General features: G+C 68.4%; 21 protein-coding genes. 7 read left to right on the top strand and 14 right to left on the bottom strand.

All coding sequences use genetic code 11. The annotated features are described in order from the left end of the window. Positions 1-144: 144 nt before the first annotated feature. Positions 145-2,427, bottom strand: coding sequence for a maltose alpha-D-glucosyltransferase (gene treS / locus RPIT_RS11710; protein WP_077343470.1), 2,283 nt, complete (start codon positions 2,425-2,427; stop codon positions 145-147). Between the two features lie 159 nt (positions 2,428-2,586). On the opposite strand from treS, the gene clpB reads away from it, so the two are divergent. The 3 genes from clpB to pdxH all read left to right on the top strand — a co-directional run bounded on the left by clpB (position 2,587) and on the right by pdxH (position 6,637). Continuing rightward, a complete protein-coding gene (clpB, locus tag RPIT_RS11705; RefSeq protein WP_077343468.1) occupies positions 2,587-5,154 on the top strand; it encodes an ATP-dependent chaperone ClpB in 2,568 nt (855 codons plus the stop codon). A 99-nt stretch (positions 5,155-5,253) separates the two neighbouring features. After that, positions 5,254-5,859, top strand: coding sequence for a DUF1707 SHOCT-like domain-containing protein (locus RPIT_RS11700; RefSeq protein ID WP_077344321.1), 606 nt, complete (start codon positions 5,254-5,256; stop codon positions 5,857-5,859). A gap of 142 nt (positions 5,860-6,001) precedes the next feature. Then, the gene (pdxH, locus tag RPIT_RS11695) at positions 6,002-6,637 is read left to right on the top strand and encodes a pyridoxamine 5'-phosphate oxidase (protein WP_162274549.1); all 636 of its coding nucleotides are present in this window, start codon (positions 6,002-6,004) and stop codon (positions 6,635-6,637) included. Positions 6,638-6,661: 24 nt separating this feature from the next. Here pdxH and RPIT_RS11690 read toward each other — a convergent pair whose 3' ends face one another. The 3 genes from RPIT_RS11690 to RPIT_RS11680 all read right to left on the bottom strand — a co-directional run bounded on the left by RPIT_RS11690 (position 6,662) and on the right by RPIT_RS11680 (position 10,084). Next, positions 6,662-7,456, bottom strand: coding sequence for a hypothetical protein (locus tag RPIT_RS11690; RefSeq protein WP_143028256.1), 795 nt, complete (start codon positions 7,454-7,456; stop codon positions 6,662-6,664). 75 nt (positions 7,457-7,531) lie between these two features. Further along, positions 7,532-8,752, bottom strand: coding sequence for a PQQ-dependent sugar dehydrogenase (locus RPIT_RS11685; RefSeq protein ID WP_093664936.1), 1,221 nt, complete (start codon positions 8,750-8,752; stop codon positions 7,532-7,534). A 27-nt stretch (positions 8,753-8,779) separates the two neighbouring features. Further along, the gene (locus RPIT_RS11680) at positions 8,780-10,084 is read right to left on the bottom strand and encodes an MATE family efflux transporter (protein WP_077343459.1); all 1,305 of its coding nucleotides are present in this window, start codon (positions 10,082-10,084) and stop codon (positions 8,780-8,782) included. A 237-nt stretch (positions 10,085-10,321) separates the two neighbouring features. On the opposite strand from RPIT_RS11680, the gene RPIT_RS11675 reads away from it, so the two are divergent. The 3 genes from RPIT_RS11675 to RPIT_RS11665 all read left to right on the top strand — a co-directional run bounded on the left by RPIT_RS11675 (position 10,322) and on the right by RPIT_RS11665 (position 13,643). Next, positions 10,322-11,125: a spermidine synthase gene (locus RPIT_RS11675; protein WP_077343456.1), complete on the top strand. Its 804-nt coding sequence runs from the start codon at positions 10,322-10,324 to the stop codon at positions 11,123-11,125. 146 nt (positions 11,126-11,271) lie between these two features. Continuing rightward, positions 11,272-12,381, top strand: a complete 1,110-nt coding sequence (locus RPIT_RS11670) for a ferredoxin reductase (protein WP_077343454.1) — start codon at positions 11,272-11,274, stop codon at positions 12,379-12,381. Between the two features lie 8 nt (positions 12,382-12,389). Beyond that, entirely contained in the window at positions 12,390-13,643 is a 1,254-nt protein-coding gene (locus RPIT_RS11665; protein WP_077343451.1) for a fatty acid desaturase family protein, read from the top strand. Between the two features lie 83 nt (positions 13,644-13,726). Here the strand turns inward: RPIT_RS11665 and RPIT_RS11660 are convergent, their stop codons facing one another. The 9 genes from RPIT_RS11660 to nadE all read right to left on the bottom strand — a co-directional run bounded on the left by RPIT_RS11660 (position 13,727) and on the right by nadE (position 22,584). Beyond that, positions 13,727-14,602 carry a glycine betaine ABC transporter substrate-binding protein gene (locus RPIT_RS11660; protein WP_077343448.1) on the bottom strand — a complete coding sequence of 292 codons (876 nt, stop codon included), beginning with the start codon at positions 14,600-14,602 and terminating at the stop codon, positions 13,727-13,729. Between the two features lie 115 nt (positions 14,603-14,717). Further along, a complete protein-coding gene (locus tag RPIT_RS11655; RefSeq protein ID WP_077343446.1) occupies positions 14,718-15,620 on the bottom strand; it encodes a glycine betaine ABC transporter substrate-binding protein in 903 nt (300 codons plus the stop codon). Between the two features lie 16 nt (positions 15,621-15,636). Beyond that, positions 15,637-16,557: an ABC transporter permease gene (locus RPIT_RS11650; RefSeq protein WP_077343444.1), complete on the bottom strand. Its 921-nt coding sequence runs from the start codon at positions 16,555-16,557 to the stop codon at positions 15,637-15,639. Further along, positions 16,554-17,795 carry a quaternary amine ABC transporter ATP-binding protein gene (locus RPIT_RS11645; protein WP_093664938.1) on the bottom strand — a complete coding sequence of 414 codons (1,242 nt, stop codon included), beginning with the start codon at positions 17,793-17,795 and terminating at the stop codon, positions 16,554-16,556. The genes RPIT_RS11650 and RPIT_RS11645 overlap by 4 nt, the downstream gene beginning before the upstream one ends. 500 nt (positions 17,796-18,295) lie before the next feature. Continuing rightward, positions 18,296-19,207: a glycine betaine ABC transporter substrate-binding protein gene (locus RPIT_RS11640; RefSeq protein WP_093664940.1), complete on the bottom strand. Its 912-nt coding sequence runs from the start codon at positions 19,205-19,207 to the stop codon at positions 18,296-18,298. 9 nt (positions 19,208-19,216) lie between these two features. Beyond that, positions 19,217-19,909: an ABC transporter permease gene (locus RPIT_RS11635; protein ID WP_077343436.1), complete on the bottom strand. Its 693-nt coding sequence runs from the start codon at positions 19,907-19,909 to the stop codon at positions 19,217-19,219. Beyond that, positions 19,906-20,571, bottom strand: coding sequence for an ABC transporter permease (locus RPIT_RS11630; RefSeq protein ID WP_077343433.1), 666 nt, complete (start codon positions 20,569-20,571; stop codon positions 19,906-19,908). Before RPIT_RS11630 ends, RPIT_RS11635 begins: the two co-directional genes overlap by 4 nt. Beyond that, positions 20,568-21,377, bottom strand: coding sequence for an ABC transporter ATP-binding protein (locus RPIT_RS11625; RefSeq protein WP_077344319.1), 810 nt, complete (start codon positions 21,375-21,377; stop codon positions 20,568-20,570). Before RPIT_RS11625 ends, RPIT_RS11630 begins: the two co-directional genes overlap by 4 nt. A gap of 358 nt (positions 21,378-21,735) precedes the next feature. After that, positions 21,736-22,584 (bottom strand): ammonia-dependent NAD(+) synthetase, encoded by an 849-nt coding sequence (gene nadE, locus RPIT_RS11620; protein WP_077343430.1) that lies wholly within the window; start codon positions 22,582-22,584, stop codon positions 21,736-21,738. A 254-nt stretch (positions 22,585-22,838) separates the two neighbouring features. Between nadE and RPIT_RS11615 the strand changes: the two genes are divergently transcribed. After that, a complete protein-coding gene (locus RPIT_RS11615; protein WP_077343427.1) occupies positions 22,839-23,666 on the top strand; it encodes a mechanosensitive ion channel family protein in 828 nt (275 codons plus the stop codon). Here RPIT_RS11615 and RPIT_RS11610 read toward each other — a convergent pair. Further along, positions 23,648-24,193, bottom strand: coding sequence for a hypothetical protein (locus tag RPIT_RS11610; RefSeq protein WP_077343424.1), 546 nt, complete (start codon positions 24,191-24,193; stop codon positions 23,648-23,650). The genes RPIT_RS11615 and RPIT_RS11610 overlap by 19 nt on opposite strands. Between the last annotated feature and the right edge of the window lie 4 nt (positions 24,194-24,197).

Genomic DNA, 24,197 nt, shown 5'->3' with positions numbered 1-24,197 from the left:
GGGCGGCGGTAGGACACAGGGCCGTTACCCTTCGACAAGCTCAGGGACCAGGTGACAAGCTCAGGGAACGGGCGGCGGTAGGACACAGGGCCGTTACCCTTCGACAAGCTCAGGGACCAGGTGACAAGCTCAGAGACCACCAGGTCAGTCGCGGATGATCATCGCCAGACCGCCGAAGGCGGGCAGTTCGATGTTGAAGCCGCGCAGCGCATCGACGGTGCCGACCTTTCTGCGCGTGCTGAGGTCGAAGACGCGCCCCTCGGGGAGCAGCTCCGACTGGATGCGCGCGTCGATCTTCTCCGCGCTGAAGTTGACCGCGGTCACTTGGATGGCGCCGATCTCCAGCTCGTTGACCAGCACGAGCAGCGACTTGTGGCCGACCTCCGGCACGTCGACGAGCTTGGCCGAGTCGATGCCGTTGCGCTTGCGCACCCGCAGCACCTGCGCGAGCCGGTTGGCGAAGGAGTTGTCCTTCTTCAGCTGCTCGGTCACCGAGCCGTAGAGCGCGCGGGCCCGCGGCATGCCGGACGCTGAGCGCTTCGCGTCGGGCGCCACGCCGAGGAGGTCGTAGGCGCCGCGCTCGATCCAGCGGGTGTCGCCCGAGGCGATGAGGCTCTTCACCTCGTCGCGGGCCAGCGGCAGCGCGCCGACGAGATCCCAGCCCGACAGCGCGAAGACCCCGGGCTGCCAGGCGTTGTACATGCACAGCAGGAGGTGCGCGTTGGTGATCCGACGGACGTCGGCGTCGGTGATCTCGTCCAGGTCGGTGATGCCGAGGGACGCGGTGATGATCGACGCCGTGGTGCTCGCGATCCCGTTCTGGGTGAAGATCGCGTTGTAGGGGGCGGCGTCGCCGGTCAGTGTGTCGCGCATGGTCTGCCGGATGTGCTCGGCGAGGTCGGCGCCCCGGTACTCCTCCCCGCCCAGCGTGTAGACGTCGTCGCGGTGCGCCGCGGCGAAGTGCACGAGCTCGTAGGTGAGCTCGTCGTGGTTTTGGAGCGCGTGCACCAGCGATGCCTGGTCGACGCCGATCTCCATGGCCTCACGCAGCACCAGGCGCAGGAACTCCGTGTCGCCGGTGGCCAGCGCTACCTGCGCGGCGGGACGCGTGATGAAGTCGTAGCTGAGGTCCGGGCCGACGGCGCCGGTTCGCTTGATGTCGTCGATGGCGAGGTTCAGCTCCTGGAACGTGAAGCCGCCCACCTTGCGCACCAGCGACCCGATCATCTGGTTGGCCGCCTGGGACAGGGGGTGCCCCTCCGACCAGGCGGGCTGGCGGTTGAGTGTCTTCTCGACGCCGAGGAAGCCGTTCGCGTCGAGGCGGAGCCCACCCGACCCGAGATCGAGCAACGAATGCATCGCATCGCCCATGACGAGCCGCATCCCGGCGCACGTGGGGTCGAGCCAGTTGATGGTGGGCTGCCCCTCCTTGAAGTAGTGGAGGTAGACCCAGCGGCGCATCACTCCGCGGAAGTCGCGGATCGGTGGGGTGACCGACCAGTTGGTCTCCTTCACGCCGGGCTCGTAGAAGATGACTCGCTGGAGGGCGCCGATGATCAGGCCCTCGTCGGCCAGCGCCTGCTCGACGTCGGGCGTCAGATTGATCGAGTCTCGCCCCTCGGGGACGTCGGGCAGCAGGTGCCAGGACGACTCGGGGATGTCGATCATGTGATAGACGCCGGGGTAGTCGCGGTAGTTCAGCTCAGCTAGGCGGAAGTCCGCTCCCTTGCCGGTGTGGCCGGGGACGATGTCGTCGATGATGGTGCCGTTGTGCTTGGCGGCGGTCTCGCACATCTCGCGGTACTGGTCTTCGGTGCCGAAGAGGGGGTCGATCGCCATCGACATCCGGTCGAAGTGGCCGTCGACGCTCGGCGTGGGCTCCCAGCCGTGCAGTCCTCCCGCCAACTTCACTGGGCCGGTGTGGACGGCGTCGATGCCGATCTTCGAGAACGCCGCCCACAGCTCCGCGGAGCCGAGCGCGCCGAGGAACGATTCTCCCGGGCCGGTGATGTGGGACAACGGGTAGGCGGTGTACCAGACCGACGCCCGCTGCAGGGCCGCGCGGGGGTTGGGGTGCGCGTAGGGGTTGGACCACATCCGGTGATCGCCGGCCAGCTGGCGGGAGACGCGCTTGGCGTCGTGCAGCATCGACTGCTCCTCGAGCCACTCGACGTAGGCGCGGTTGGAGCTGCTCGGTTCGAGCGGCGCCACGATGGGGCTCGAGTCCAGCTTCTTCCGGCGGGCGTGGGGCCGCAGACGCGCCGGTCGCGCAGCGAAGCGGGCTTCGTCGAAGCTGAGCTCGGGGAGGACGTCGGCTGATTCCGGGTCCGTCGCAGGTTCTGGTTGTTCCGTCACCTCGCCGGGCTGTTCGGGTGCCTGCGCCGTCAGCTCGACGGTGGGCTCGGTTCCTTCGCTGCGGGTGTTCATTTCAGAAAGGTTACTGGGTTTGCAGCGGCCATCAGGCGTGCGGACCTAAGCCGCAGAGAGCCGGGGCCGGGGGAGGCCGCAACAGCGGGAATACCGAAGGGTCTTCTGGGGTTGAGTGAGATAGACTCAACTTTGAAAACCATGCACGAGGAGATCTGAGTGAACACCGAACGTCTAACGACGAAGTCGCGCGACGCCGTCACTGCGGCGGTCCGCCAAGCTCTGACCAACGGAAACCCCAACACCGAACCCGTCCACCTGCTGCACGGACTCCTGCTGACGCCCGACAACACGGTCGGCGGGCTCATCGACGCCGCCGGGGGAGACGCGCAGCGCGTCGACGCCAGCGCCGTCGAGGCGATCGGGAAGCTGCCGTCCACGTCGGGCAGTTCCGTCAGCCAGCCTGCGATCTCGGGGCCCTTGGCCCGGGTACTCGCGTCCGCAGAGACGCTGGCCGACACCCTGGGCGACGATTTCGTCGCCACCGAGCACCTGCTCATCGGGTTGGCGACCGTCGCCTCCGACGCCAAGACCATCCTTGAGCGGGCGGGTGTGACCGCCGACGGACTGAAGGCCCAGTTCGAGGCCTCCCGCGGGGGTAAGCGCGTCACCTCGGCGGAGTCCGAGGGTGGCGAATCCGTGCTGGAGAAGTACTCCATCGATCTCACCGAGCGCGCCCGCAGCGGCAAGCTCGACCCCGTCATCGGCCGTGACTCGGAGATCCGCCGCGTCGTCCAGGTGCTGGCGCGACGCACCAAGAACAACCCCGTCCTGATCGGCGAGCCCGGCGTCGGCAAGACCGCCGTCGTCGAGGGGCTCGCCCAGCGCCTGGTCGCGGGGGATGTTCCTGACTCGCTCCGGGGACGTCGGCTGGTCTCGCTCGACCTTGCCTCGATGGTCGCCGGCGCGAAGTATCGCGGCGAGTTCGAGGAGCGCCTCAAGGCGGTTCTCGCGGAGATCCGCGACGCCGAGGGCCAGGTGATCACCTTCATCGACGAGCTGCACACCGTCGTCGGGGCCGGCGCCTCCGGGGAGGGTGCGATGGACGCGGGCAACATGCTCAAACCCATGCTCGCCCGGGGTGAGCTCCGCATGATCGGCGCGACGACGCTGGACGAGTACCGCGAGCGGATCGAGAAGGATCCGGCGCTGGAGCGGCGCTTCCAGCAGGTCTACGTGGGGGAGCCGTCGGTCGACGACACCGTCGCAATCCTGCGGGGACTCCGCGAGCGCTATGAGGCGCACCACAAGGTGCGCATCACCGACTCGGCACTGGTGGCCGCGGCCACCCTGTCGGACCGCTACATCACGTCGCGCCAGCTCCCCGACAAGGCCATCGATCTGATCGACGAGGCGGCCTCGCGGCTGCGCATGGAGATCGACTCCTCACCCGAGGAGATCGACATGCTGCGCCGCGACGTCGACCGGATGACCATGCAGGCCTTCCACCTCGAGAAGGAGGACGACGAAGCCTCGGCAGAGAGGCTCGCCGCCCTCCGCAGCGAGCTGGCCGACGCGCAGGAGAGGCTGCGTGGGCTGGAGACGCTGTGGGAGTCCGAGAAGTCCAGCCTCAACCGGGTCGGCGATCTCAAGGAGCAGATCGACCAGTTGCGTGGCGAGGCGGAGAAGGCGCAGCGCGAGGGCGACCTCGCGAAGGCGTCGGAGATCAGCTACGGCCAGATCCCTGCACTCGAACGCGAGCTGGCCGCGGCGGAGCAGAACGACGCCACGCCGTCGATGGTTTCCGAGGAGGTCAGCGCGACCGACGTCGCCGAGGTGGTGTCGGCCTGGACCGGCATCCCGGTGGGTCGGATGCTGCAGGGCGAGTCGGAGAAGCTCCTGCACATGGAGGAGCGGATCGGCGCGCGCCTGATCGGCCAGCGCGCCGCTGTCACGGCGGTCTCCGACGCGGTGCGGCGCTCCCGGGCGGGCATCTCGGACCCGAATCGACCGACCGGATCGTTCCTCTTCCTCGGCCCGACGGGCGTGGGGAAGACGGAGCTCGCCAAGTCGCTCGCCGACTTCCTGTTCGACGACGAGACGGCGCTGGTGCGCATCGACATGAGCGAGTATTCGGAGAAGCACTCCGTGGCGCGCCTCGTCGGGGCGCCTCCCGGCTACATCGGGTACGAAGAGGGCGGCCAGCTCACCGAGGCTGTGCGTCGGCGGCCGTACTCCGTCGTGCTGCTCGACGAGGTGGAGAAGGCGCACCCCGATCTGTTCAACATCCTGCTGCAGGTACTCGACGACGGCCGCCTGACCGACGGCCAGGGACGGACCGTGGACTTCCGCAACACACTGCTCATCCTTACCTCCAACCTGGGCAGCCAGTTCATGGCCGACCCGCTGCTGGACGTGGAGTCGAAGCGCGAGTCGGTCATGGGGATCGTGCGGCAGGCGTTCAGGCCCGAGTTCCTCAACCGGCTCGACGACGTTGTGCTGTTCGACGCCCTGACCAGCGATGAGCTGGCCCGGATCGTCGACATCCAGCTTGATCGGCTCAACCGCCGCCTGCAGTCCCGGCGGATCATCGTCGAAGTCACCGACGCCGCCAAGGCTTGGCTCGGCGAGGTGGGCTTCGACCCGGTGTACGGTGCCAGGCCGCTGCGTCGGCTGGTGCAGACCACGATCGAGGACGCCCTGGCGCGTGGCCTGCTGTCGGGCGAGATCACGGATGGCAGCACGGTCCGCTTCGATCGCGTCGACGACGGGATCGGCCTGGTCTGACAGGGAGACGATGGGGGCGCCGGGAGACCGGCGCCCCCATCGCCGTTCCCAGTCCGGGCTGACTACGTCGCCTGGCCGACCGGTGGGTAGGCTGAGCCCATGACTGGTGGGCCGCACGAATTCCGCATCGGCGACCGCGAGCGCGACGACGCCGTGCGGTTGCTGAGCGATCACCACTCAGCTGGACGCCTCACCGTCGATGAGTTCAGCGACCGGATGGCGAAGGCGCTGGAGGCGCGCACCATGCCGGAGCTGCAGGGTCTGTTCTCCGACCTGCCCGGCCCTCGCCCCGGTGCAGTGCCTCCGATGCCACCCCCGCCCGCCGCCATGGAGGCCTACGGCGCCATGGAGAATTACGGGGAGCCCCCTACCGCCGACCCGACGCCCTGGTACGCGCAGTGGTGGATGATCCTCGTCGCCGTCGGCTTCACCGTGGTCTTCGACGGCAGTTTCGGGTTCATCATCCCGATGATGGCGATCTGGCTGTGGGTGATCTACCCCTCGATGCAGAAGCGGAACCGTTACCAGCAGGTGCAGATGCCGCGACGTCCCCTGACGGTGGAGGAGCAGCAGCGGGTGATGGCGGAGGTCCGGGTCGGCCGCAAGATCCAGGCCATCAAGCTCTACCGGGAACTCACCGGCGCGGGCCTCAAGGAGGCGAAGGACACCGTCGACGAGTGGGAACGCCGCCAGATCGGCTACTGACCGGGCCGGGTCTCGCGCGCTCCCTGAGCAGAGACGAGCGCTTTGCGCGAGGAGCGTCCGTCGAAGGGTCACGACCTCGTCGTCAACCGCCGCCCCTGACCCCTCGGCGTGGCACCCGGTCTGCCGTGGTTGGATGGTGGGCATGACTCTCCACGATGTGCGGCGCGACTACTCGGGTGAGGCGCTCCCCGACGATCTCGCGGGGTTCGACCCCTGGCTCTTTCTCCAGGGCTGGGTCGATGACGCGCTCGAGGCCGACGAGGCGGAGCCAACGGCGATGGTCCTCTCGACGTCGGGCGCGGACGGGCGTCCCCGGTCCCGCGTGGTGCTCGCCAAAGAGGTGACACCGTCGGGGATCGTGTTCTTCACTCATCTCGATTCGCCCAAGGGTCGCGAGATCGCGGCTGCCCCCGGGGCGTCGGCAGTGTTCTGGTGGCCGACGCTCATGCGGCAGGTCCGCGTGGTCGGCGCCGTCGAGCGCCTCACCCGCGAGGACGACGAGGCGTATTTCGCCTCGCGGCCCCGACCCAGCCAGGTGGGTGCCTGGGCCTCGCACCAGTCTGCGCCGCTGGCCAGCCGGGAGGACCTGAAGAAGGCTGTGGCTGAAGCGGAGTCCCGATTTTCGGGCGGCCCGGTGCCCTGCCCGCCCAACTGGGGTGGCTATCGCATCGTCGCGGACGAGATCGAGTTCTGGCAGGGCCAGCCGAGCCGCCTGAACGACCGGGTCCGGTGCACGGTGGACAGCGACGGGTGGTCCTGCACTCGCCTGCAGCCATGAGGGCCCCCAACGCCGATAATCAGGTCAGGCGGGCGCGCCGGGACGGATCGTGACTTCGCTCACAGCGGGCCAGGACCAGTCGACGTCGACAGCACTGTCTAGGTCGTCGGCGAGGTACTGGCCCAACACGGCCAGCCGGCCCTCGACGATGTCCAGGTACAGGCGGTGCGTCCGGCCATCGCGGGTGAACTCCGCCGACACCGGCCAGGTGAACTCGCCCAGCAGCGTGCCCGGCAGCGACTCGTCGACGAGGATCGTCAGCGGCCATTCCGGATCCTCCACGAGGACGGTGGCGGAGGCGAGTTGAGCCTCCAGCACCTCACGCTGATAGCCGTCGACCGCCTGCAGCATGGAGGCGATGAGATCTCGGATCCCTCCGGGGAGGGGTGCCTCGACCAGAGGGACGCTGACGTCGTCGTGCGGGCTGGGCTGCAGTTCTGTCAGGTACGCCGCGAAGGCCCCGGCGGCGGTGAATGCGGCCATCCAACGCCGGGGGTGCCTGACGCGGACGTGGCGTAGGGCGCGCACCAGCCGGGCGTCGGTCCTGGTGGCCCAGTCCCGCGTGACGAAGACCGTCCCTGCTGTCGTGGCCGCGAGCATCAGCCGGGCGCGCAGGCTGAGCGTTCCATCACCCGGGCTGGCGAGCATCTCGACGGCGCCGAGCCCGGCGCACGCGGCCCAGAAGGCCGTGTGCCGGGAGCCTTCGAGCTTGGCCGGATCTACCAGCGTCAGACCTCCCCAGGCCGCCGCGCGGCCCAACGCCAGCGCCATCCCGCGAGCCTCGCGCCGGTTGTGGGGTAGGAACACGGACTCCGCCATGGTGTGGTCTCCTCTCGCTGCACCCACGCTACCCTCCGGGCTCGAGCGGCGGGTGGTCGGACCAACTAGACCCGGTCAGCTGGGACGAAGTTCGAGCAGACGAGCGCCGGGCCCGTCTTCGAGGACCCAGATGGCACCGTCGGGGCCCTCGGACAGCGCACGGATACGGGAGCCCATCGGCCAGTTCTCAGCCTCGGTGGCGGTCTCGCCGTCGAGGTCGACGCGGATCAGGACCTCGCCGGAGAGGCCGCCGATGAAGGCGTCCCCGGTCCAGGCCGGAAACAGGGTGCCCTGATAAATCATGAGCGAGCCCGGGGAGATCGACGGGGTCCAGAAGACCTTGGGGGGTTCGAAGCCGTCCCCGTCGGTGTGGTCGGGAATCTCCCCGCCGCCATAGTGGGAGCCGTTGGACGCCACCGGCCAGCCGTAGTTGGCACCGGGCTGGATGAGGTTGAGCTCGTCGCCCCCCTTGGGCCCCATTTCCGTCGACCAGAGGCGACCGTCGGCGTCGAAGGCCAAGCCCAGCGGATTGCGGTGCCCCATCGAGTAGAACTGCTGGGCCACAGGGGCGTCCTCGCCGGAGAACGGGTTGTCGGCGGCGGGCTGGCCGTCGAGAGTGAGCCGCAGGATCTTGCCCAGCGTCGAGTCGAGCTCCTGGGCCGGATCCATCTTCTGGCGGTCTCCGGAGGAGACGAACAGGTGGTCGTCCTGGATGGCCAGGCGGTGGGCGAAGTGGCCGTCGCCATCGACCTTCGGTCGCTGCTCCCAGATGACCGCGACGTCGCTGAGGGCGGCGGCGGAAACGTCGAGCTTCGCGGTGCCGACCACGGCGCCGGTGCCGCCGTCACCGGCCTCGACCCAGCTGAGATACACGGTGCCGTCGGTGGTGAACGTGGGCCCGGGGATGACGTCGCCGAGACCGCCCTGCCCCGCGACGACGACCTCAGGTACGCCCGAGACCTCCCTGACGCCGGAGGCGTCACGCAGTTTCATGGTGCCGCCGCGTTCCGTGATGACGAGGGCGTCTGTGCCGGGTAGCCAGGCCATGGCCCACGGCTCGTCGAAGGTGTCATGCACCGTGACCTCGAGCTCGTGGGTCTCGGGGACGGCCGAGGCGGCGCTGGTGGCCGGCGAGGGCGACTGCGCGGTGGTCGCTGAAGTGGTGGCCGACGGGCTCGCCGCGGGGGCAGACGTGGTGGGGCCCACCGTCGACGGCGGAGCGGTGGCGGGCTCGGGGGTGCCCGAGCAGGCGACGAGTGCGAGGGTGGCCAGAGCAACGGGAGCCAGCTTTCTCATGCATCGACGCTACCCGGATCTGTCAAGCTAGCTGTCTCCGAGGCGCATCCAGGTCTCTCCTCGGGCCCGTAACCCGAGGGTTACAGCTCGGGCTCCCATGAAGCCCAGGGTGAAAGAGCCCCACAGCCACAGCAGCGCGGGAAGCCCTGTCTCCAGCCTGAGCGCGATCAGTGCCAGAGGCGCATACACCACCAGCGTGATGAGGCCTGCCTTGGCGAGGTAGGGGCCGTCGCCGGCCCCGATCAGTACGCCGTCGAGGAGGTACACGTAGCCCGCGAGCCCGAGCGTCAGGCCGACGACGAACAACAGCTGAGCGACGAGGCGGCGCACCTCCGGGTCCGTGGAGAAGAACGCGGCGATCGGTTCGCGGGTTGCGATGGCGGCTACCCCGAGGACGAGACCGCCGATTACCGACCACCGCATCATGAGCCTCGTCGAGGCCCGGGCGTCGTCCCGGTCTCCGGCCCCCAACGCCGTCGCAATGATCGTCTGCCCCGCGATCGCGATGGCGTCCAGGGCGTAGGCGAGGAGGTTCCAGACGTTCATGGCGATGTGGTGGGCGGCCAGCCCCGCAGCGCCTTGGACGGCGGCCACGTAGGTGGTCAGCAGCAGTGCGGCCCGCAGCGTCACGGTGCGCAGCCAGAGTGGGAATCCCACGGCGAGGCTCTGCCGCATCTGCGTGAGCGAGGGTGCCAGCCGCAGTCCCGTGGCGCGGCGTGCCACCAGAACCGCCGCGGTCACCCCCAGCAGGGTCTCGGCCAGGGCGGTGCCGAGCGCGGCCCCCGCGATTCCCATGCCGAAGCCGTAGACGAACGTGACATTGAGCGCCAGGTTGAGCACCGCCACTGAGACGGAGAGGACGAGCGGGGTCCGGGCGTCGGCCAGGCCGCGGAAGGTGCCTGTGGCGGCCAGCATGACGAGCATGAGCGGCAGCCCGGGCAGCGACCAGCGCAGGTAGGTGACTGCATGGGGCAGCACGTCGGGGGTCGCGCCCAGGGCGGAGGACAACCAGGGCGCGGCCACCCACATGACCACCGCCAGCACGGCACCCATGGCCGCTCCCAGCCACATGGCCTGGACCCCTAGTTCGATGCCGCGCTGGCGCCGGCCGGCCCCCACCTGTCGGGCAACGACCGACGTCGACCCGTAGGCCAGGAAGACCGAGAGCCCGACGACGGTGAGCAGAAGCCCGCTGCCGATGCCGAGACCGGCGAGCGGCAGGGTGCCGAGGCGCCCGACGATCCAGGTGTCGGCCAGCAGCATGAGGGGATGCGCGAGGAGGGCGGCGAACGCGGGCACCGCCAAAGCAAGGACGCGGCGGCTCAGACTCATGGCGCACGAGAGTCTATGCCGGGCGCGGCACGGTGCAACTCTCCGGCCCACAGCCCCTCTTGACCGACAGAACCGGGTGAGAGGACGCTCGACGCACCCTCTGAGCGTGGCACCACGCCGAGGGCCTTCGTCGAGCGGGCCTACACCCGGTCACTCGCGGGTACGGAGGCTGGGGGAACAGTGCCGACGGGCTCACCGGAGGCACCGGTGGGAGGGCGGGCAGGCTAACCTCATCGGATGGACCGTCTCCACCCCGACCCCGAGCATCCCGGAGCCTTCTGGGTCCGGTTCGGGCCGACGGGGCAGAGCTGGGTCGACCCTGCCCGCCCCGACTTCCTCGCGTTCGAATACGTGCAGCACATCGCGATGCTGCTCGACCACACGGTGCTCGACGCCCCGCCGGAGCGGAGGCTCCGGGTGGTCCACATCGGCGGCGCGGGGATGAGCCTGCCTCGGTGGATCGCCTGGCGCCGACCGCACACGGCCCAGGTGGTGTGCGAGCCGGATGCCGAACTCACGGAGGAGGTGCGGCGGAAGCTGCCGCTGCCTCCCCGGTCGGGGATCAAGGTTCGCGACGTCGACGGCCGGGCGGGGCTGGCGGCCATGCCCGACGAGTGGGCAGACGTCGTCATCGTCGACGCCTTCGACGGGGCCCAGGTGCCGGGCGAACTAGCGACTGCCGAGGCCCTCGACCATCTCCGTCGCGTGGTGCGCGATGAGGCGGTGGTGATCTACAACGTCACCGACCGCGCGCCGTTCGACTGGGGAAAGCGCCTGGCAGGAGGCCTGGCGGAACGGTGGCCGCACCTGATGATCGGGATGGAACCAGTGGTCGCCAAGGGCAAGCGATTCGGCAACGTCGTGATGGCCGCGAGCGTGGCGCGTCCGGACGCCAAAGGCGTCGAACGCGAGTCGCTGAAGCTGACGATCGGCTACCGGTGGCTGACGGGACGAGACGCGCGCGCCTGGCCCGGTGGCGCGCTTCCGTTGACCGACGCCACCGCCGAGCCGTCACCTGGACCCCTGGGGCGCGGCTGGTGAGCTCCGGACCCTGAGCTTGTCGAAGGGTGACGGCCGCGGCTGTGGTCGCCGCCATCGGGGCACACCCCCATTGCCTTTCAGCCCTCATGACCACCGGATCATGGTCACTTACGCTCCCGTAACCTACGGTCGCGTAAGGTGGGTGCATGACCGCATCCGGGCTTGTCGCCCAGCCCAAGGGCACCAGCAGCCTCGCGAAGCGCGCGCTGACTGGCCTGGGCAAGGGCGCCCGCCGGGTGGCTGAGGCCATCGCAACTCCGCTGGTGCCGGAGGATTTCCTCGACCTCATCGACCCGCTCCGCTCCGGGGCGGACCTGCGCGGCCGCATCGTCTCCGTCACCCCTGAGGGCCCCGGCGCCACCACGATCGTCATTCGCCCGGGCCGCGGCTGGCGCACCCACACCCCGGGCCAGTACACCCGGATCGGCTTCGACATCAACGGAGTGCGGCTCTGGCGCGCCTACTCCATCACGAGCCGGCTCGGCGGAGACACGATCAGCGTCACCGTCCGCGCGATTCCAGACGGCAAGGTGAGCAATGCGGTGCGCTCGCTCGGCCCCGGCACCGTCGTCCACCTCGACCAGGCCACGGGCGACTTCGTCCTCCCGCAGCCGCCGCCCCCGGCAGCCCTGTTCCTCACGGCGGGCTCCGGCATCACGCCGATCATCGGCATCCTCCGCAACTCTCCGCTCCCGGCCGACGTCGTCGTCGTCCACTCGGCACCAACCGTTCGAGACGCCATGTTCCTGGCCGAACTGCGCGCCCTCGAGGCGGCCGGCCGCATCCGGCTCGTCACCCGCTTCACGGCGACCGACGGCATCCTCACGCCCGACCAACTCGACGACGTGGTCGCCGATTGGCGCGACCGACACACCTGGGCGTGCGGACCCGCCGCCCTGCTGGACGACGCGGAGGCCCACTGGGCCCTCAACGGCCTGAGCCGCCTCCTGCACACTGAACGGTTCCGCCCGACGATCGTTGCGGTGGGCGACGGAGGTGAGGTCACGTTCACGACGTCGGGGGTGGTCGTCGAGGCGGACGCCGCCACCACGCTGCTCGACGCCGGCGAGGAAGCCGGCGTGCTCATGCCGTCGGGCTGCCGAATGGGGATCTGCTTCAACTGCGTCCTGCCGCTGACCGACGGCAGCGTCCGCGACCTCCGCTCAGGAGAGGTCACCACAGCCATCGATCAAGACCCTGTCCGTATTCAGACCTGCATCTCGGCCGCCGCAGGCCCGTGCCGGATCACCATCTAGGAATCACCATGACCACAACGGCGACCCGTCCCAACCGCATCACCACCACGACCCCGCAGGCTCGCGCCGACGTCTCGTCGAGCGGCAAGGCGAACCCCATCGCCCACCTGAGCCCGGCCGACATCGAGGCGATCGGACGTGAACTCGACGAGCTGCGCGATGAGGTGCTGGCCAGCCGCGGCGCGTCCGACGCCGCCTACATCCGCAAGGTCATCCGCACTCAGCGCATCCTCGAGGCTGGCAGCCGGATCGTGCTGCTGTTCTCGAAGTTCCCGCCCGCCTTCTTCGGGGGCACCGCCGGGCTGACCGTGGCCAAGATCATCGAGAACACCGAGATCGGCCACAACATCCTCCACGGGCAGTGGGACTGGATGCGCGACGACAAGATCCACTCCAGCACCTGGGAGTGGGACTTCGCCTCGCCTGCGGAGCAGTGGAAGCGCTCGCACAACGTCGAGCACCATACCTACACCAACGTCGTCGGCATGGACAACGACCTGGGCTACAACATCCTGCGCGTCGACCCCGACCAGGAGTGGGAGTTCAAGCACGTGTTCCAGCCGGTCACGAACTTCTTCACCGCGTTGTTCTTCGAGTACGGCATCGCCGCGTACGACCTGAAGCTCAAGGAGTGGAAGGACGGCAGCCACCCGCACGAGGAGTTCATGGCCGACCTCAAGGTGGTGCTGGCGAAGATGCGCAAGCAGATGACGAAGGATTATCTCGTCCACCCATTGCTCTCGGGCACCTCGGCCCTGTCGACCCTGGCCGCGAACGCGATCGCCAACACGCTGCGCAACGTCTGGACGCACTCCGTGATCTTCTGCGGCCACTTCCCCGAGGGGGTGGAGACCTTCGAAACCGAGTCCATCGAGGGGGAGACCCGCGGCGAGTGGTACGTCCGCCAGATGCTGGGCTCGGCAAACATCTCCGGCTCGAAGCTCATGCACATCATGACGGGCAACCTGTCCCACCAGATCGAGCACCACCTCTTCCCGGACCTGCCCAGCAACCGGTACTCCCAGATCGCCCCTCGCATCCGCGACCTCATGGAACGCCACGGCCTGCGCTACGTCACGGGGCCGCTGCCCGTGCAGGTGGCCTCGGCCTGGCGCAAGGTGTTCAGGTACTCCCTGCCGAACAAGCGCGACGGGGTCAGCCAGTGGCGTGAGGTTGCCGAGACGGCCCGCGAGGCCATCGGCGAGGCGGTGCGCAACACCCGCGGGATGTGGCGCCCTCGTCGGGCGGCCGTGACGGCCTGACCTGAGCTGGGTTTCGCGCCTCACTGACGACGCGGAAGGGGCGGCGGACCAACGTCCACCGACCCTTACTGCGTCCCTACGGGTTACTCGTCGAAGACGTCGGGGTGATCCTCGAGCCAGGCCTCGACGGCCTCGAGCTCCTCGCCCTCCTCGTACTCGTTGAGGATCATGTTCTCCAGCGAGGCGAACTCCTCTTCGTCCACCAGGAAGTCGCTCACCCACTGCGCGATCTCGGGGTGCTCCTCGGAGAAGCCCACCGTCGCCACGTAGTGCATTCCCTCGGTCTCACCGAAGGCGCCCTGAGGATCCTCGAGCGGCCGCACGTTGAACTCGGTGGCCGCCCAGTACGGCGCCCAGAGCGTGACCACGATCTCTTCCTGGGAATCGATCGCGCCCTTCAGCTCGGCGAGCATCGCGGTGGTCGACGACGTGACGAACTCCATGGACTGATCCAGCCCGTACGCGGGCAGCACATCCTCCTGGACCTGCTTCGTCAGACCGGCTCCGGCCTCGATCCCGATGATGCGGCCGTCGAGCGCCTCGGCGTGGTCGGGGATCTCGTCGATGGACGTGATCGCGCTGTACTCGGGGACCGCGAGGAAGTTCCCGGCGCCCTCGTAGTAGGGGCCGAGGTCCTCGAGCTGGTCGCCGAACTCGTTCATGAAGGCGGCGTGGTTGCGCTCGGCCCATGCCGAGGCGTAGACGTCGATATCACCCTCGGCGACGCCGGCGAACAGCAGCGGGGGCTCACCGACGTCCTCCCACTCGACCTCGTAGCCGAGTTCCTCGGCCTTGTAGGTCATGAGGGCGGCCGCCACTCTCGTATCCGACCACGGCGGGATGTAGCCGATCGAGATCTCCTTGTCTCCGGCCTCGGTCTCCGCGCAGGCGGCCAACCCGAGGGCCATCGTTCCGGCCAACAGAGCGCCGCCGATTCTGCGGACTGCGTTGGTGGTCATGGTGGTGATTCCTTTCGGTTGCGTCACGCGACGGTCGCCGCGCGTTGCCAGCTGGCGCTGGATGCAGACAGGGGGAGCAACGCTTCGCGATGCTCCCCCTGTGAGGGTCTGTGGGTCAGGACGCGGGAAGGACGTCCGCGTTGCCTTCGAGCCACGCCTCGATGGCCTCGGCCTCCTGGCCTTCTTCGTACTGGTTGACGACGGTGTCCTCGAGGGCGCCGTACTGTTCGTCATTCAGCTGAAGCTCGCTGATCCACTCAGCGGCCTCCGGGTGATCCTCGGAGAAGCCGGAGCGGGCGAGGAAGTGGAGGCCTTCGGCCTCGCCGAGTGCGCCCTCGGGGTCTTCGAGGTCGCGCATCCCGAACTCGCTGTTGGCCCAGAAGGGACGCCACAGCGTGACGACGATCTCTTCCTCGTTGTCGACGGCCTTGCTCAGCTCAGCGAGCATGGCGGTGGTCGACGAGGTGACGAGCTCCCAGTCATCCAGCCCGTACTGGGGGATGACCTGCTCCTGCGAGGCCTTGGTGAGACCGGCGCCGGGCTCGATACCGATGATCCGGCTGTCGAGGGCGTCCGCGTAGTCCGGGATGTCCTCGATCGAGGTGATCTCGCTGTACTCGGGTACGGCCCAGGTCAGCTTGGCGTTGTCGTAGTAGGAGCCGAGGTCCTCGATGCTGTCGGAGTACTCCTCCATGAACGAGGCGTGGGTGACCTCGGGCCAGGCGGACGGGTACATGTCGATGTCGCCCTGAGCGAGGCCCGCGTAGAGCGGTCCGGGCTCGCTGAGCTCCTCCATCTCGACTTCGTAGCCCATCTCCTCGAGCTTGTTCTCGAGCAGGTAGGCGGTCGAGCGGCCGTCGGTCCAGGACGGGATGAAGCCGAGCGTGATGGTGCCCTTGTCCTCGGTGCCGGTGGTGCCGGTCTCCGTCGTGTCGTCGGTGCCGCAGGCGGCCATGGTCGCGGTCATGGCGACGCCGAGAGCAGCGATGCCGAACTTTCGAATTCCAGTGGTGAACATGTGGTTCCTTTCGGTATCACGCAGCGGTGGCTGCGTGGATGCTCTTTGCTGTGCGCTTCTTCTTCCAAGTCGCGAGCAGCGAAGAGCTGTGGTCTGCAGGGGCCCCGAGCGCCGAGGTGAAGCGGTCAAGGAAGATCGCGAGGAACACGATCGCGAGACCTGCCTCGGCACCCTTGGCGATGTTGATGGTGGCGAGCGCGGAGACGACCTCCTTGCCGAGGCCGTCGGCCCCGACCATGCCGGCGATGACAGCCATGGAGAGGGCCAGCATGATGACCTGGTTGACGCCGGCCATGATGCTTCTAACGGCCAGGGGCAACTGGATCCCGGTCAGGATCTCCCAGTCCGTGGCGCCGAAGCTCTGCCCAGCCTCCACCGTCTCGGAGTCGACCTGGCGGATCCCGAGTTCGGTGAGCCGGACCCCGGGGGGCAGGGCGAAGATGATGGTGGAGAAGAGGCCGGGCACGACGCCGATGGAGAAGAACGTCACGGCCGGGATGAGGTAGACGAAGGCCGGCATGGTCTGCATCAGGTCGAGGACCGGACGCAGGATGGCGCTGACCGTGTCGCTCCTGGCAGCCCAGATCCCCAGCGGCACGGCGATGATCACCGCCGTGAGCGTCGCGATCAGGACGAGCGCCAGCGTCTGCATGGCCTGCTCCCACTGGTTCATCGAGATGATCAGCAGGAACGAGATGGCCACGCCCACGGCAAGTTTCCAGGAGCGCACGAGCCAGCTCAGCAGCCCGAAGATGGCCACCATGATCAGCGGGTGCGGCAGCAGGAGCAGCCAGGCCAGCCCCTCGGTGACCGAGGTGCCGGCGTCGCTGATGACGTCGAGGAGCGCGTCGAGGTTGGTGGTGATCCAGTCGATGCCTGAGTCGATCCACTGGCCGACGGGGATGCGTGGCACAAGGCCGGTGTCGAGGAGGGTCATGCGCCGATTCCTTCCAGGTCAGCCTGGTCGTTGAGGACGGGATCGTCCTCGACGTCGCTGGTCGCGGCCTGCCCCGCGGCGGCCAGCAGCGTGACGCGGGGGATGACGCCGACGACGCGCTCATGCCCGTCGAGGACCACCAGGGGGGCCCGGTGCTGGGCGGAGAGCTCGAAAAGCTCGTTGATGGCGGTGTCCTCTTGGACGGTGTGCATCTCGTGGACGTCGGAGAACGGCAGCTCTCGCTGGCCCGTGCGGACAGCCCGAGCGACGTCCTCTTCCCAGACGAAGCCCTTCGGCGTGCGGTCACGGCCGACGACGAGCAGCCAGGATGGCTGATGCTCACGAAGCAGCTTGTGGGCGGCCTGCGGGCCCTGGTCGCTGCCGAGGACGGCGTACGGGGGCTCCGCGATGCTGCCGGCGGTGAGGACCCGCGTCCGGTCGACGTCGGCGACGAAGCGCGCGACGTAGTTGGAGGCGGGATCGTTGAGGATGTCCTCGGCGGTGCCGATCTGTTCGATCCGGCCGTCGCGCATCATCGCGATGCGGTCGCCGAGCCGCATGGCCTCGTTGAGGTCGTGCGTGATGAACAAGATGGTCTTGTCCAGCTTGCGCTGCAGCTCGATGAGCTGGTCCTGCATGCCGCGCCGGATCAGCGGATCGAGGGCCGAGAAGGCCTCGTCCATGAGCAGGATGTCGGTCTCGCTCGCCAGAGCGCGGGCCAGGCCGACGCGCTGCTGCATTCCGCCGGAGAGCTCCCCGGGCTTGTAGCCGCCCCAGCCGTCGAGGTCCGCCATCTTGAGCGCCTCGTCGGCCTTGGCCTCGCGGTCGATCCGGTTGAGGCCCTGGATCTTCAGGCCATAGGCGACGTTCTCACCGACTGTGCGGTGGGGGAGCAGCGCGAAGTGCTGGAAGACCATCGAGATGTTCTCGCGGCGCACCTTGCGGAGCGCCGGCTTGCTGAGCTTCCCCAGGTCGTTGCCGTGGATGATCATCTCGCCCGCAGTCATGGGAAGGAGCCCGTTGACCATGCGGATGAGGGTTGACTTGCCGGAGCCCGACAGCCCCATGACGACGAAGATCTCGCCGGGTTCCACCTCGAAGCTCGCGTCGATGACGGCGGCGGTGAGACCCTGCTTGCGCAGGTCGTCGCGGGTGGCGCCCTCGTTGAGTCTGGTGACGCCGGATTCGGGGCGTCGGCCGAAGATCTTGTAGACGTGAGAGGCCTGGATCGCGCTCACATCACTCCTTGGTGCCGGAAACGGGTTGACGTGCCCGGCCGAGATCATGCGATCCCAGCGGACGACCCCGACCGAGAACGCGGCGAAATCCGGGTGCTGGGAGCACTCATCTGCGCAGGGCGCGCCGCAAGGTCGGGGTATACCACCGTCCCGAGAAGCGGAGGGTGAGTCAAACTGAAGGCGCTTGAGCCGACGATTTGCGGCCACTTTCTCAGGAAAGGAGTCCTCGGGCCGTGGTAGTCAGCGCTGCGACCACGGCGGAGGTCTAATAATTCGCTAAGAATCTCTCAGGAAGGGGCGCCGGGCGCGGGAAGAGGCCCGACGGCGGGGGTGATCGCGCGCCCCGCGTCGGCTGGCCTCAGCCTGGCTCAGGGTGGTGCCGACGCCAATCGGGCCGAGCGAAGGCCGGCGGGAATCAGCGACGCCCGCGAGATATCGCGGGCGTCGCTCAGTGTCGCCGGCTCATCCGGCTGCTTGTTGGCGTTTCGGTCTCCGCGGCGTCAGTCGACGAGGCCCTCGTCGGCCAGCCAGTCACGGGCGATGTCGGCCGCGGGTAGCTGCTCCTGCACGCTGCGGGCGTTGAGCGAGACGAGATCCTCGGCGCTCATCGCGTCGCTCACCTCGTTGATGACGGAAGCGGCGGCGTCGTCGACGTCGTCGCTGGCGAGTGGCACGACGTGGGAGGCGAGGAACAGCCCCTTGTCGTCCTCGAGGGAAACCAGGTCGTTCTCCTGGATGGTGGGGTCGGCGGTGTAGATGATGGCCAGTTGGATGTCGCCGTCGTTCAGTGCCTTGACGGTCAGCGGGCCGCCGCCGTCTTCGATCGGGGTGAACGCTGCGTCGACGCCGTAGACATCCTTCAGGCCCTGCGGGCCGTTGGGCCGCGACTCCGCCTCGGAGTTCGCGCCCAGGGTCAGCGGGGTGTCGACGTTGGCGAGGTCGCTGACCTGCTCCAGATCCCACTCGTCGGCGAAGGCGCGGGTCACGGTGTAGGAGTCTTGGTCGGTCGCCTCGGACTGGTCCAGCACACGCAGTCCGTCCGGGACGACCCCCTCGAGCGCCTCGTAGACCTCGTCGGACAGGCGCTCCTCCGGCTCCGGCGACCAGTACTGGAGCAGCGGCCCGGTGTACTCGGGGAAGAGGTCGATCGCGCCCGACTCGATCTCGGGGAGGTATGCCTCGCGCTGCCCGATCCGGAACTGGCGGTCGACGGTGTACCCCTCGGCCTCCAATGCCTGCGCGTAGGCCTCGGCGATGATCTCGTTGGAGTAGTAGTCCTGGGAGCCGACGACGATCGTCTGGCTCGGCTGACTACCGTCGGGCTCACTGGTGGACAGCGGATCGCCGCCGCCGCAGCTGGCCAGGGCCAGGACGGAGACAAGGGCAACGGGGAGGGTGAAGCGTCTGCTCATGGAGCGAATCTACCCGGTGGCTAGCGCCCTTGTCTGCGTCCGACCAGGCCAGGCTTTGCGGGAGGCGATCCGCTGGAAGACTGCGAAGAGGATCTCGAGCGCGAGCGCCAAGACGATGACGACGAGGCTGCCTCCGAGCATCTGCGGGTAGTCGCGGCTCTTGAGCCCCGCGAAGAGGTAGCGCCCGAGGCCGAAATCGGCCGTGTAGGCAGCCAGCGTCGCCGTGGCCACCACCTGGAGCGTCGCAGCGCGGAGGCCGCCGAGGATGACGGGCAGCGCAAGCGGCACCTCCACGGTGAGCAGCACCTGCGCGGGTGAGTGGCCGACGGCGCGCGCCGCCGCCGGGATGCTCGAGTCGATCGCCTGGACCCCCGAATAGGTGCCGGCCAACAACGATGGCAGCGCGAGCACCACGAGAGTCAGCAGCGGAGCCTCCAACCCGATGCCGAGCCACAGCCCGAACAAGGTCAGCAGCCCGAGTGAGGGGATGGCCCGCGCGCCGCCTGCCACCGCTCCGACGACGCCGGCCCCGCGCCCGGTGTGGCCCACCAGCAGCCCCGCGGGGATCGCCACGGCGGCTGCGATGCAGACCGCAGCGGCCGTGATGAGCAGGTGCTCCAGGAGGCGCGTGGGCAGCCCGGATGGGCCGGTCCAGTTCGCGGGGTCGGCGAGCCACGCCGCGGCGTCGGCGAAGAGGTTCACGCCGTCACCGCCGTGGGCTTCACGCGGGCAGGTGTCCGTCGCCAGGGGGTCAGCGCACGCCCGACCGCCAGCAGCAGCGCATCCAGCACCAGGGCCAGCACGACGGTGAGCACGACCCCCGTGACCACCTCTGCGGTGATGCCGCGCTGGAAGCCGTCGGTGAGCAGCGTGCCGAGGTTCGGCACCCCGACCAGCGCGCCGATGGTGACGAGCCCGACCGTCGACACGGTCACCACGCGCGTCCCCGCAACGATCACGGGCACGGCAAGCGGCAGCTCGACGCGCCAGAACACGCTGCGCGGAGAGTGCCCGATGGCGACGGCTGCGTCGCTCACCGTCGTGTCGACCGAGGAGAAGGCGTCTGCAGCCGAGCGGACGAGCAGGGCGACTCCGTAGATGGTCAGCGCGATGATCATGGTGGCGGACGAACGGATCGACGTGCCGGTCAGGGCCGGGATCACGATGAGCAGCGGCAGCGCGGGGATGGCGTACAGGAGGCTCGCGAACCCGAGGACGGTCCCGCCCGCTCGCGGGCGGCGGTGCGCGAGCCGGCCGAGCGGCACGGAGATGAGCACGCTCGCGACGATCGCCGGCACCGCGAGCAGGAGATGTGCCCACAGCAGTTCGAGGGCCCACCCCCAGTTGTAGGTGAGCCAGGTCACGTGACCACGCCCAGGGCCTTGCCGTCGCCGTCGACGACGAGTGTTCGCCCGTGCGCGGTGACCACGCTCAGCTGACGCTCGGCGCGATCGGCGCCGATGAAGGTGCGGACGAACTGATCGGCGGGTTCGGCGAGGATCTCGGCGGGCGTGCCGAGCTGAGCGATGTCGGCGCCCGGCCTGAGCACCGCCACCTGATCGCCCAGCCGGAAGGCCTCGTCGACGTCGTGGGTGACGAACACGATCGTCTTGCCGAGCTCAGCCTGGAGCCGGAGCAGCTCGTCCTGAAGCTCGCGGCGGACGATGGGGTCCACCGCGCCGAACGGTTCGTCCATCAGGAGGATGTTCGGGTCGGTGGCCAGGGCGCGGGCCACGCCCACCCGTTGCTGCTGGCCTCCGGACAGTTGCCCTGGGTATCGCGCTGCGAGGGCAGGATCGAGCCCGACCCGCTCGAGCAGCTGCGCTGCGTCGGCGAGGGCCTGGCGTCGGGGAACGCCCCGCAAACGCGGAACGGTGGCGACGTTGTCGCCGACGGTGCGGTGGGGGAGCAGCCCGGCGCTCTGGAGCACGTAGCCGATCGACCGACGCAGCTGCACGGGGTCGCGGGAGAGCACGTCATCGCCGTCGATGCGGACCTGACCGGACGTGGGGTCCACCATCCGGTTGACCATCCGCATGAGGGTGGTCTTGCCGCACCCGGAGGAGCCCAGCAGCACCATCGTCGTGTGGGAGGGGATGGTCAGCGAGAAGTTGTCGACCGCGACGGTGCCGTCCGGATAGACCTTGGAGACGCTGTCGAACTCAATCACGCGTTCGAGCATAAGCGCCGGGGGACTCCGACGGGGCCAGTCCCGTAACGCGACGACGGCAGGCTGGCAGAACCTGTCCCATGACACCTGAGCTTGTCGACGCAAGGTCCCTGAGCTTGTCGAAGGGTTGGAGGCTACGACCCTTCGACGGGCGGGCTGCTCGCAGAGCTCGCTGGCCCTGCTCAGGGAGCGGTGGGGACGGCGGGCTGCTCGCAGAGCTCGCTGGCCCTGCTCAGGGAGCGGTGGGGACGGCGGGCTGCTCGTAGAGCTCGCTGGCCCTGCTCAGGGAGCGGTGGGGACGGCGGGCTGCTCGTAGAGCTCGCTGCTGTTCTGCGTGTCGATGACGACGAGCGCACGTTCACCCACGGTCGCCTCCCGGATACTGCTCGCGCCACCAACCGTCGGTGATCGTCACGGGGACGGTCCGCTTGTGCCGACTGCGCCACCAGACCTGCTCGATCCGCTCGGCCGCCGCGTCCGGCACCTCCCGGCCCTCGAGATAGTCGTCGATGTGGTCGTACGAGATGCCGAGCTCCACCTCGTCGGGCTGCCCCGCCTTATCGTCCAGGAGGTCGGCGGTCGGGACTTTGGCCCATATCCTCTCCGGGGCGCCGAGGTGGCGCAGCAGGTGGCGGTTCTGCCTCTTGTTGAGTCCGAACAACGGCAGGATGTCGGCGCCGCCGTCGCCGAACTTGGTGAAGAATCCCATCACTGACTCGGCACCGTGATCGGTCCCGATCACCAGCATCCGGTTGTCTCCGGCCACCGCGTACTGCGCCACCATGCGGAGGCGCGCCTTGACGTTGCCCTTGTTGAAGTCGCTGATCTCACGTCCGACCGAGGCCGAATACTCCGACTCGAACGCGTCGACGGCGTCGCCGATGTTGAACGTCACCTCACGGTCGGCGGCAACGAAGTCCATCGCCTCTACGGCGTCCGCCTCGTCGTGCTGGATGCGATAGGGCAGACGTATGGCGACGAAGGTGGCCTCGCGCCCCTCCTGCCGTACCCGTTCGACGGCGGATTGGGCGAGGCGACCCGCCAGGGTCGAGTCCAGCCCGCCGGAGATCCCCAGCACGTATCCGGCGGTTCCCGTCGCCGTGAGGTAGTCCGCGAGGAACTGGATGCGGGCCTCAACCTCCTCTGCGGGGTCAATCTCCGGCTTGACGCCGAACTCTTGGACGATGAGCTTCTGGAGCGGTCTCATGAGGCTTATTGTGGCCGATACCGGTGTGCGGTGCTACGCCCGAAGGGGAGCGACACCCCACAACTCAACTCCTTCGGCGGGCCTAGGTGCGATCACGATCGGACGAACCCGCTGTACTTGCGCTCGACGCAGGGTCTCAGCGTGGAACCCCGCTCAGAGGTGTCGTCGAGCGTACTTCCAGAGGGTTGGGCCCCGGAGGACGCCCGGCGGGGAGACTAGAGTCGTGACCTGACGGTTACGGAAGGACTGGACCGATGATCGATCTTCCGCCCATCACCTGGCAGATGGTGCTCACAGGGTTGGCTGTGGTGCTGGCCGGCATCCTGGTCAGCTATGTGGCCCGGTTCCTCGCAGCACGTCTGTTGTCGCTGCGTGACCGGAGCCCGAGTTCTGTGCGCGTGTTCTCGCAGGTCATTCAGGTAGTCATCATCATCCTGACCGTCGCGGCCGCTATGACGGTGGTCTTCCCCAGCGTCAAACCGGTTGACGTGCTCGGTGGTATCACGATCATCTCTCTGGCCGCCGGTATCGCGTTCCAGACTGTGCTAGGGAACATGTTCGCCGGGATGGTGATCCTCGCCCGCGACCGCTTCCGGGTGGGCGACCAGATCCGCATCTTCGATCACGCCGGGACAGTCAGCGAGATGGGGCTCTCCCACACCTCGCTGCGGACCTTCGACGGGCGTCTGGTGGTGATCCCGAACTCGGCCCTGCATTCCGAACTCGTGACGGTCCAGACCGGGTATGAGCGCGTTCGCTCCACCGTCAACGTCGACCTCGACGACGCCGTCGACCTCGGGAAGGCGAGGGAGGTGGCGCTGGAAGCGATGAAGTGCATCCCCTCCGTGCTCGAGGATCCGGCGCCAGATGCGTTGCTGCGCGAGATCGGCACCGCGACGGTGCGGATGGAGCTGCGCTTCTGGTCGGGCGCGCGACAGCTTGAGACTCGAACGGCCCAGGATGCGGTCATCCAGAGCGTGGTGGAGGCGTTCCGCACCCACGACGTCAAGTCGGGCGACGAGGTGGTGACGGTCAAGCTCGTCTCGGGAGTCCCCGGTGCGCCTCAGACCCCGGCCGGGTAGTAGTCGACGTTGCCGCAGCCGGGACACCTCTGGGCGTAGCCGTCGAGAACAGCCTGAGCGCCGAATTCCCGTTTGGCCTTGAGGTACCCCTCGCGATCGAGGTGGCTGGCCTGAGCGGGATCGATCGCCTGGGTCGTGGCTTCGCACTCGAGACAGGGGACGTCCCCCTGGATGTCGAGGTATTGGGATTCGAAGTCCTCTCCGATGATGGAGAAGTTCGGACACTCGGTGCACACCCAGGACATCAGGATGTCGCCAACGTCGAGATCCAGATCGAACAGGACGTCGTCGACCTCAGCCGGATACGTCTCGATCAGTTCCTCTGGTTCGATCCACTGCACCGGTGACGCGCAGTAGTCGCAGGTCTGCAGGCTCATGTCACGGATGAACTCTTCGAGGAGAGGGTCTTCGGCGTCGAAAGCCAGGTCGATCTCGTCGTCCTCGTCGACGCCGAAAACCGCATCGTCGACGGGGGCTTGGACTGCGCCCGCCTCCTTGAGCTGGTGTCGCTTAGGTCGTTTCGCCATGGGT

The organism is Tessaracoccus flavus, assembly GCF_001997295.1.
Taxonomy (GTDB): Bacteria; Actinomycetota; Actinomycetes; order Propionibacteriales; family Propionibacteriaceae; genus Arachnia; species Arachnia flava.
This window is presented reverse-complemented; position numbering and strand designations above follow the sequence as displayed.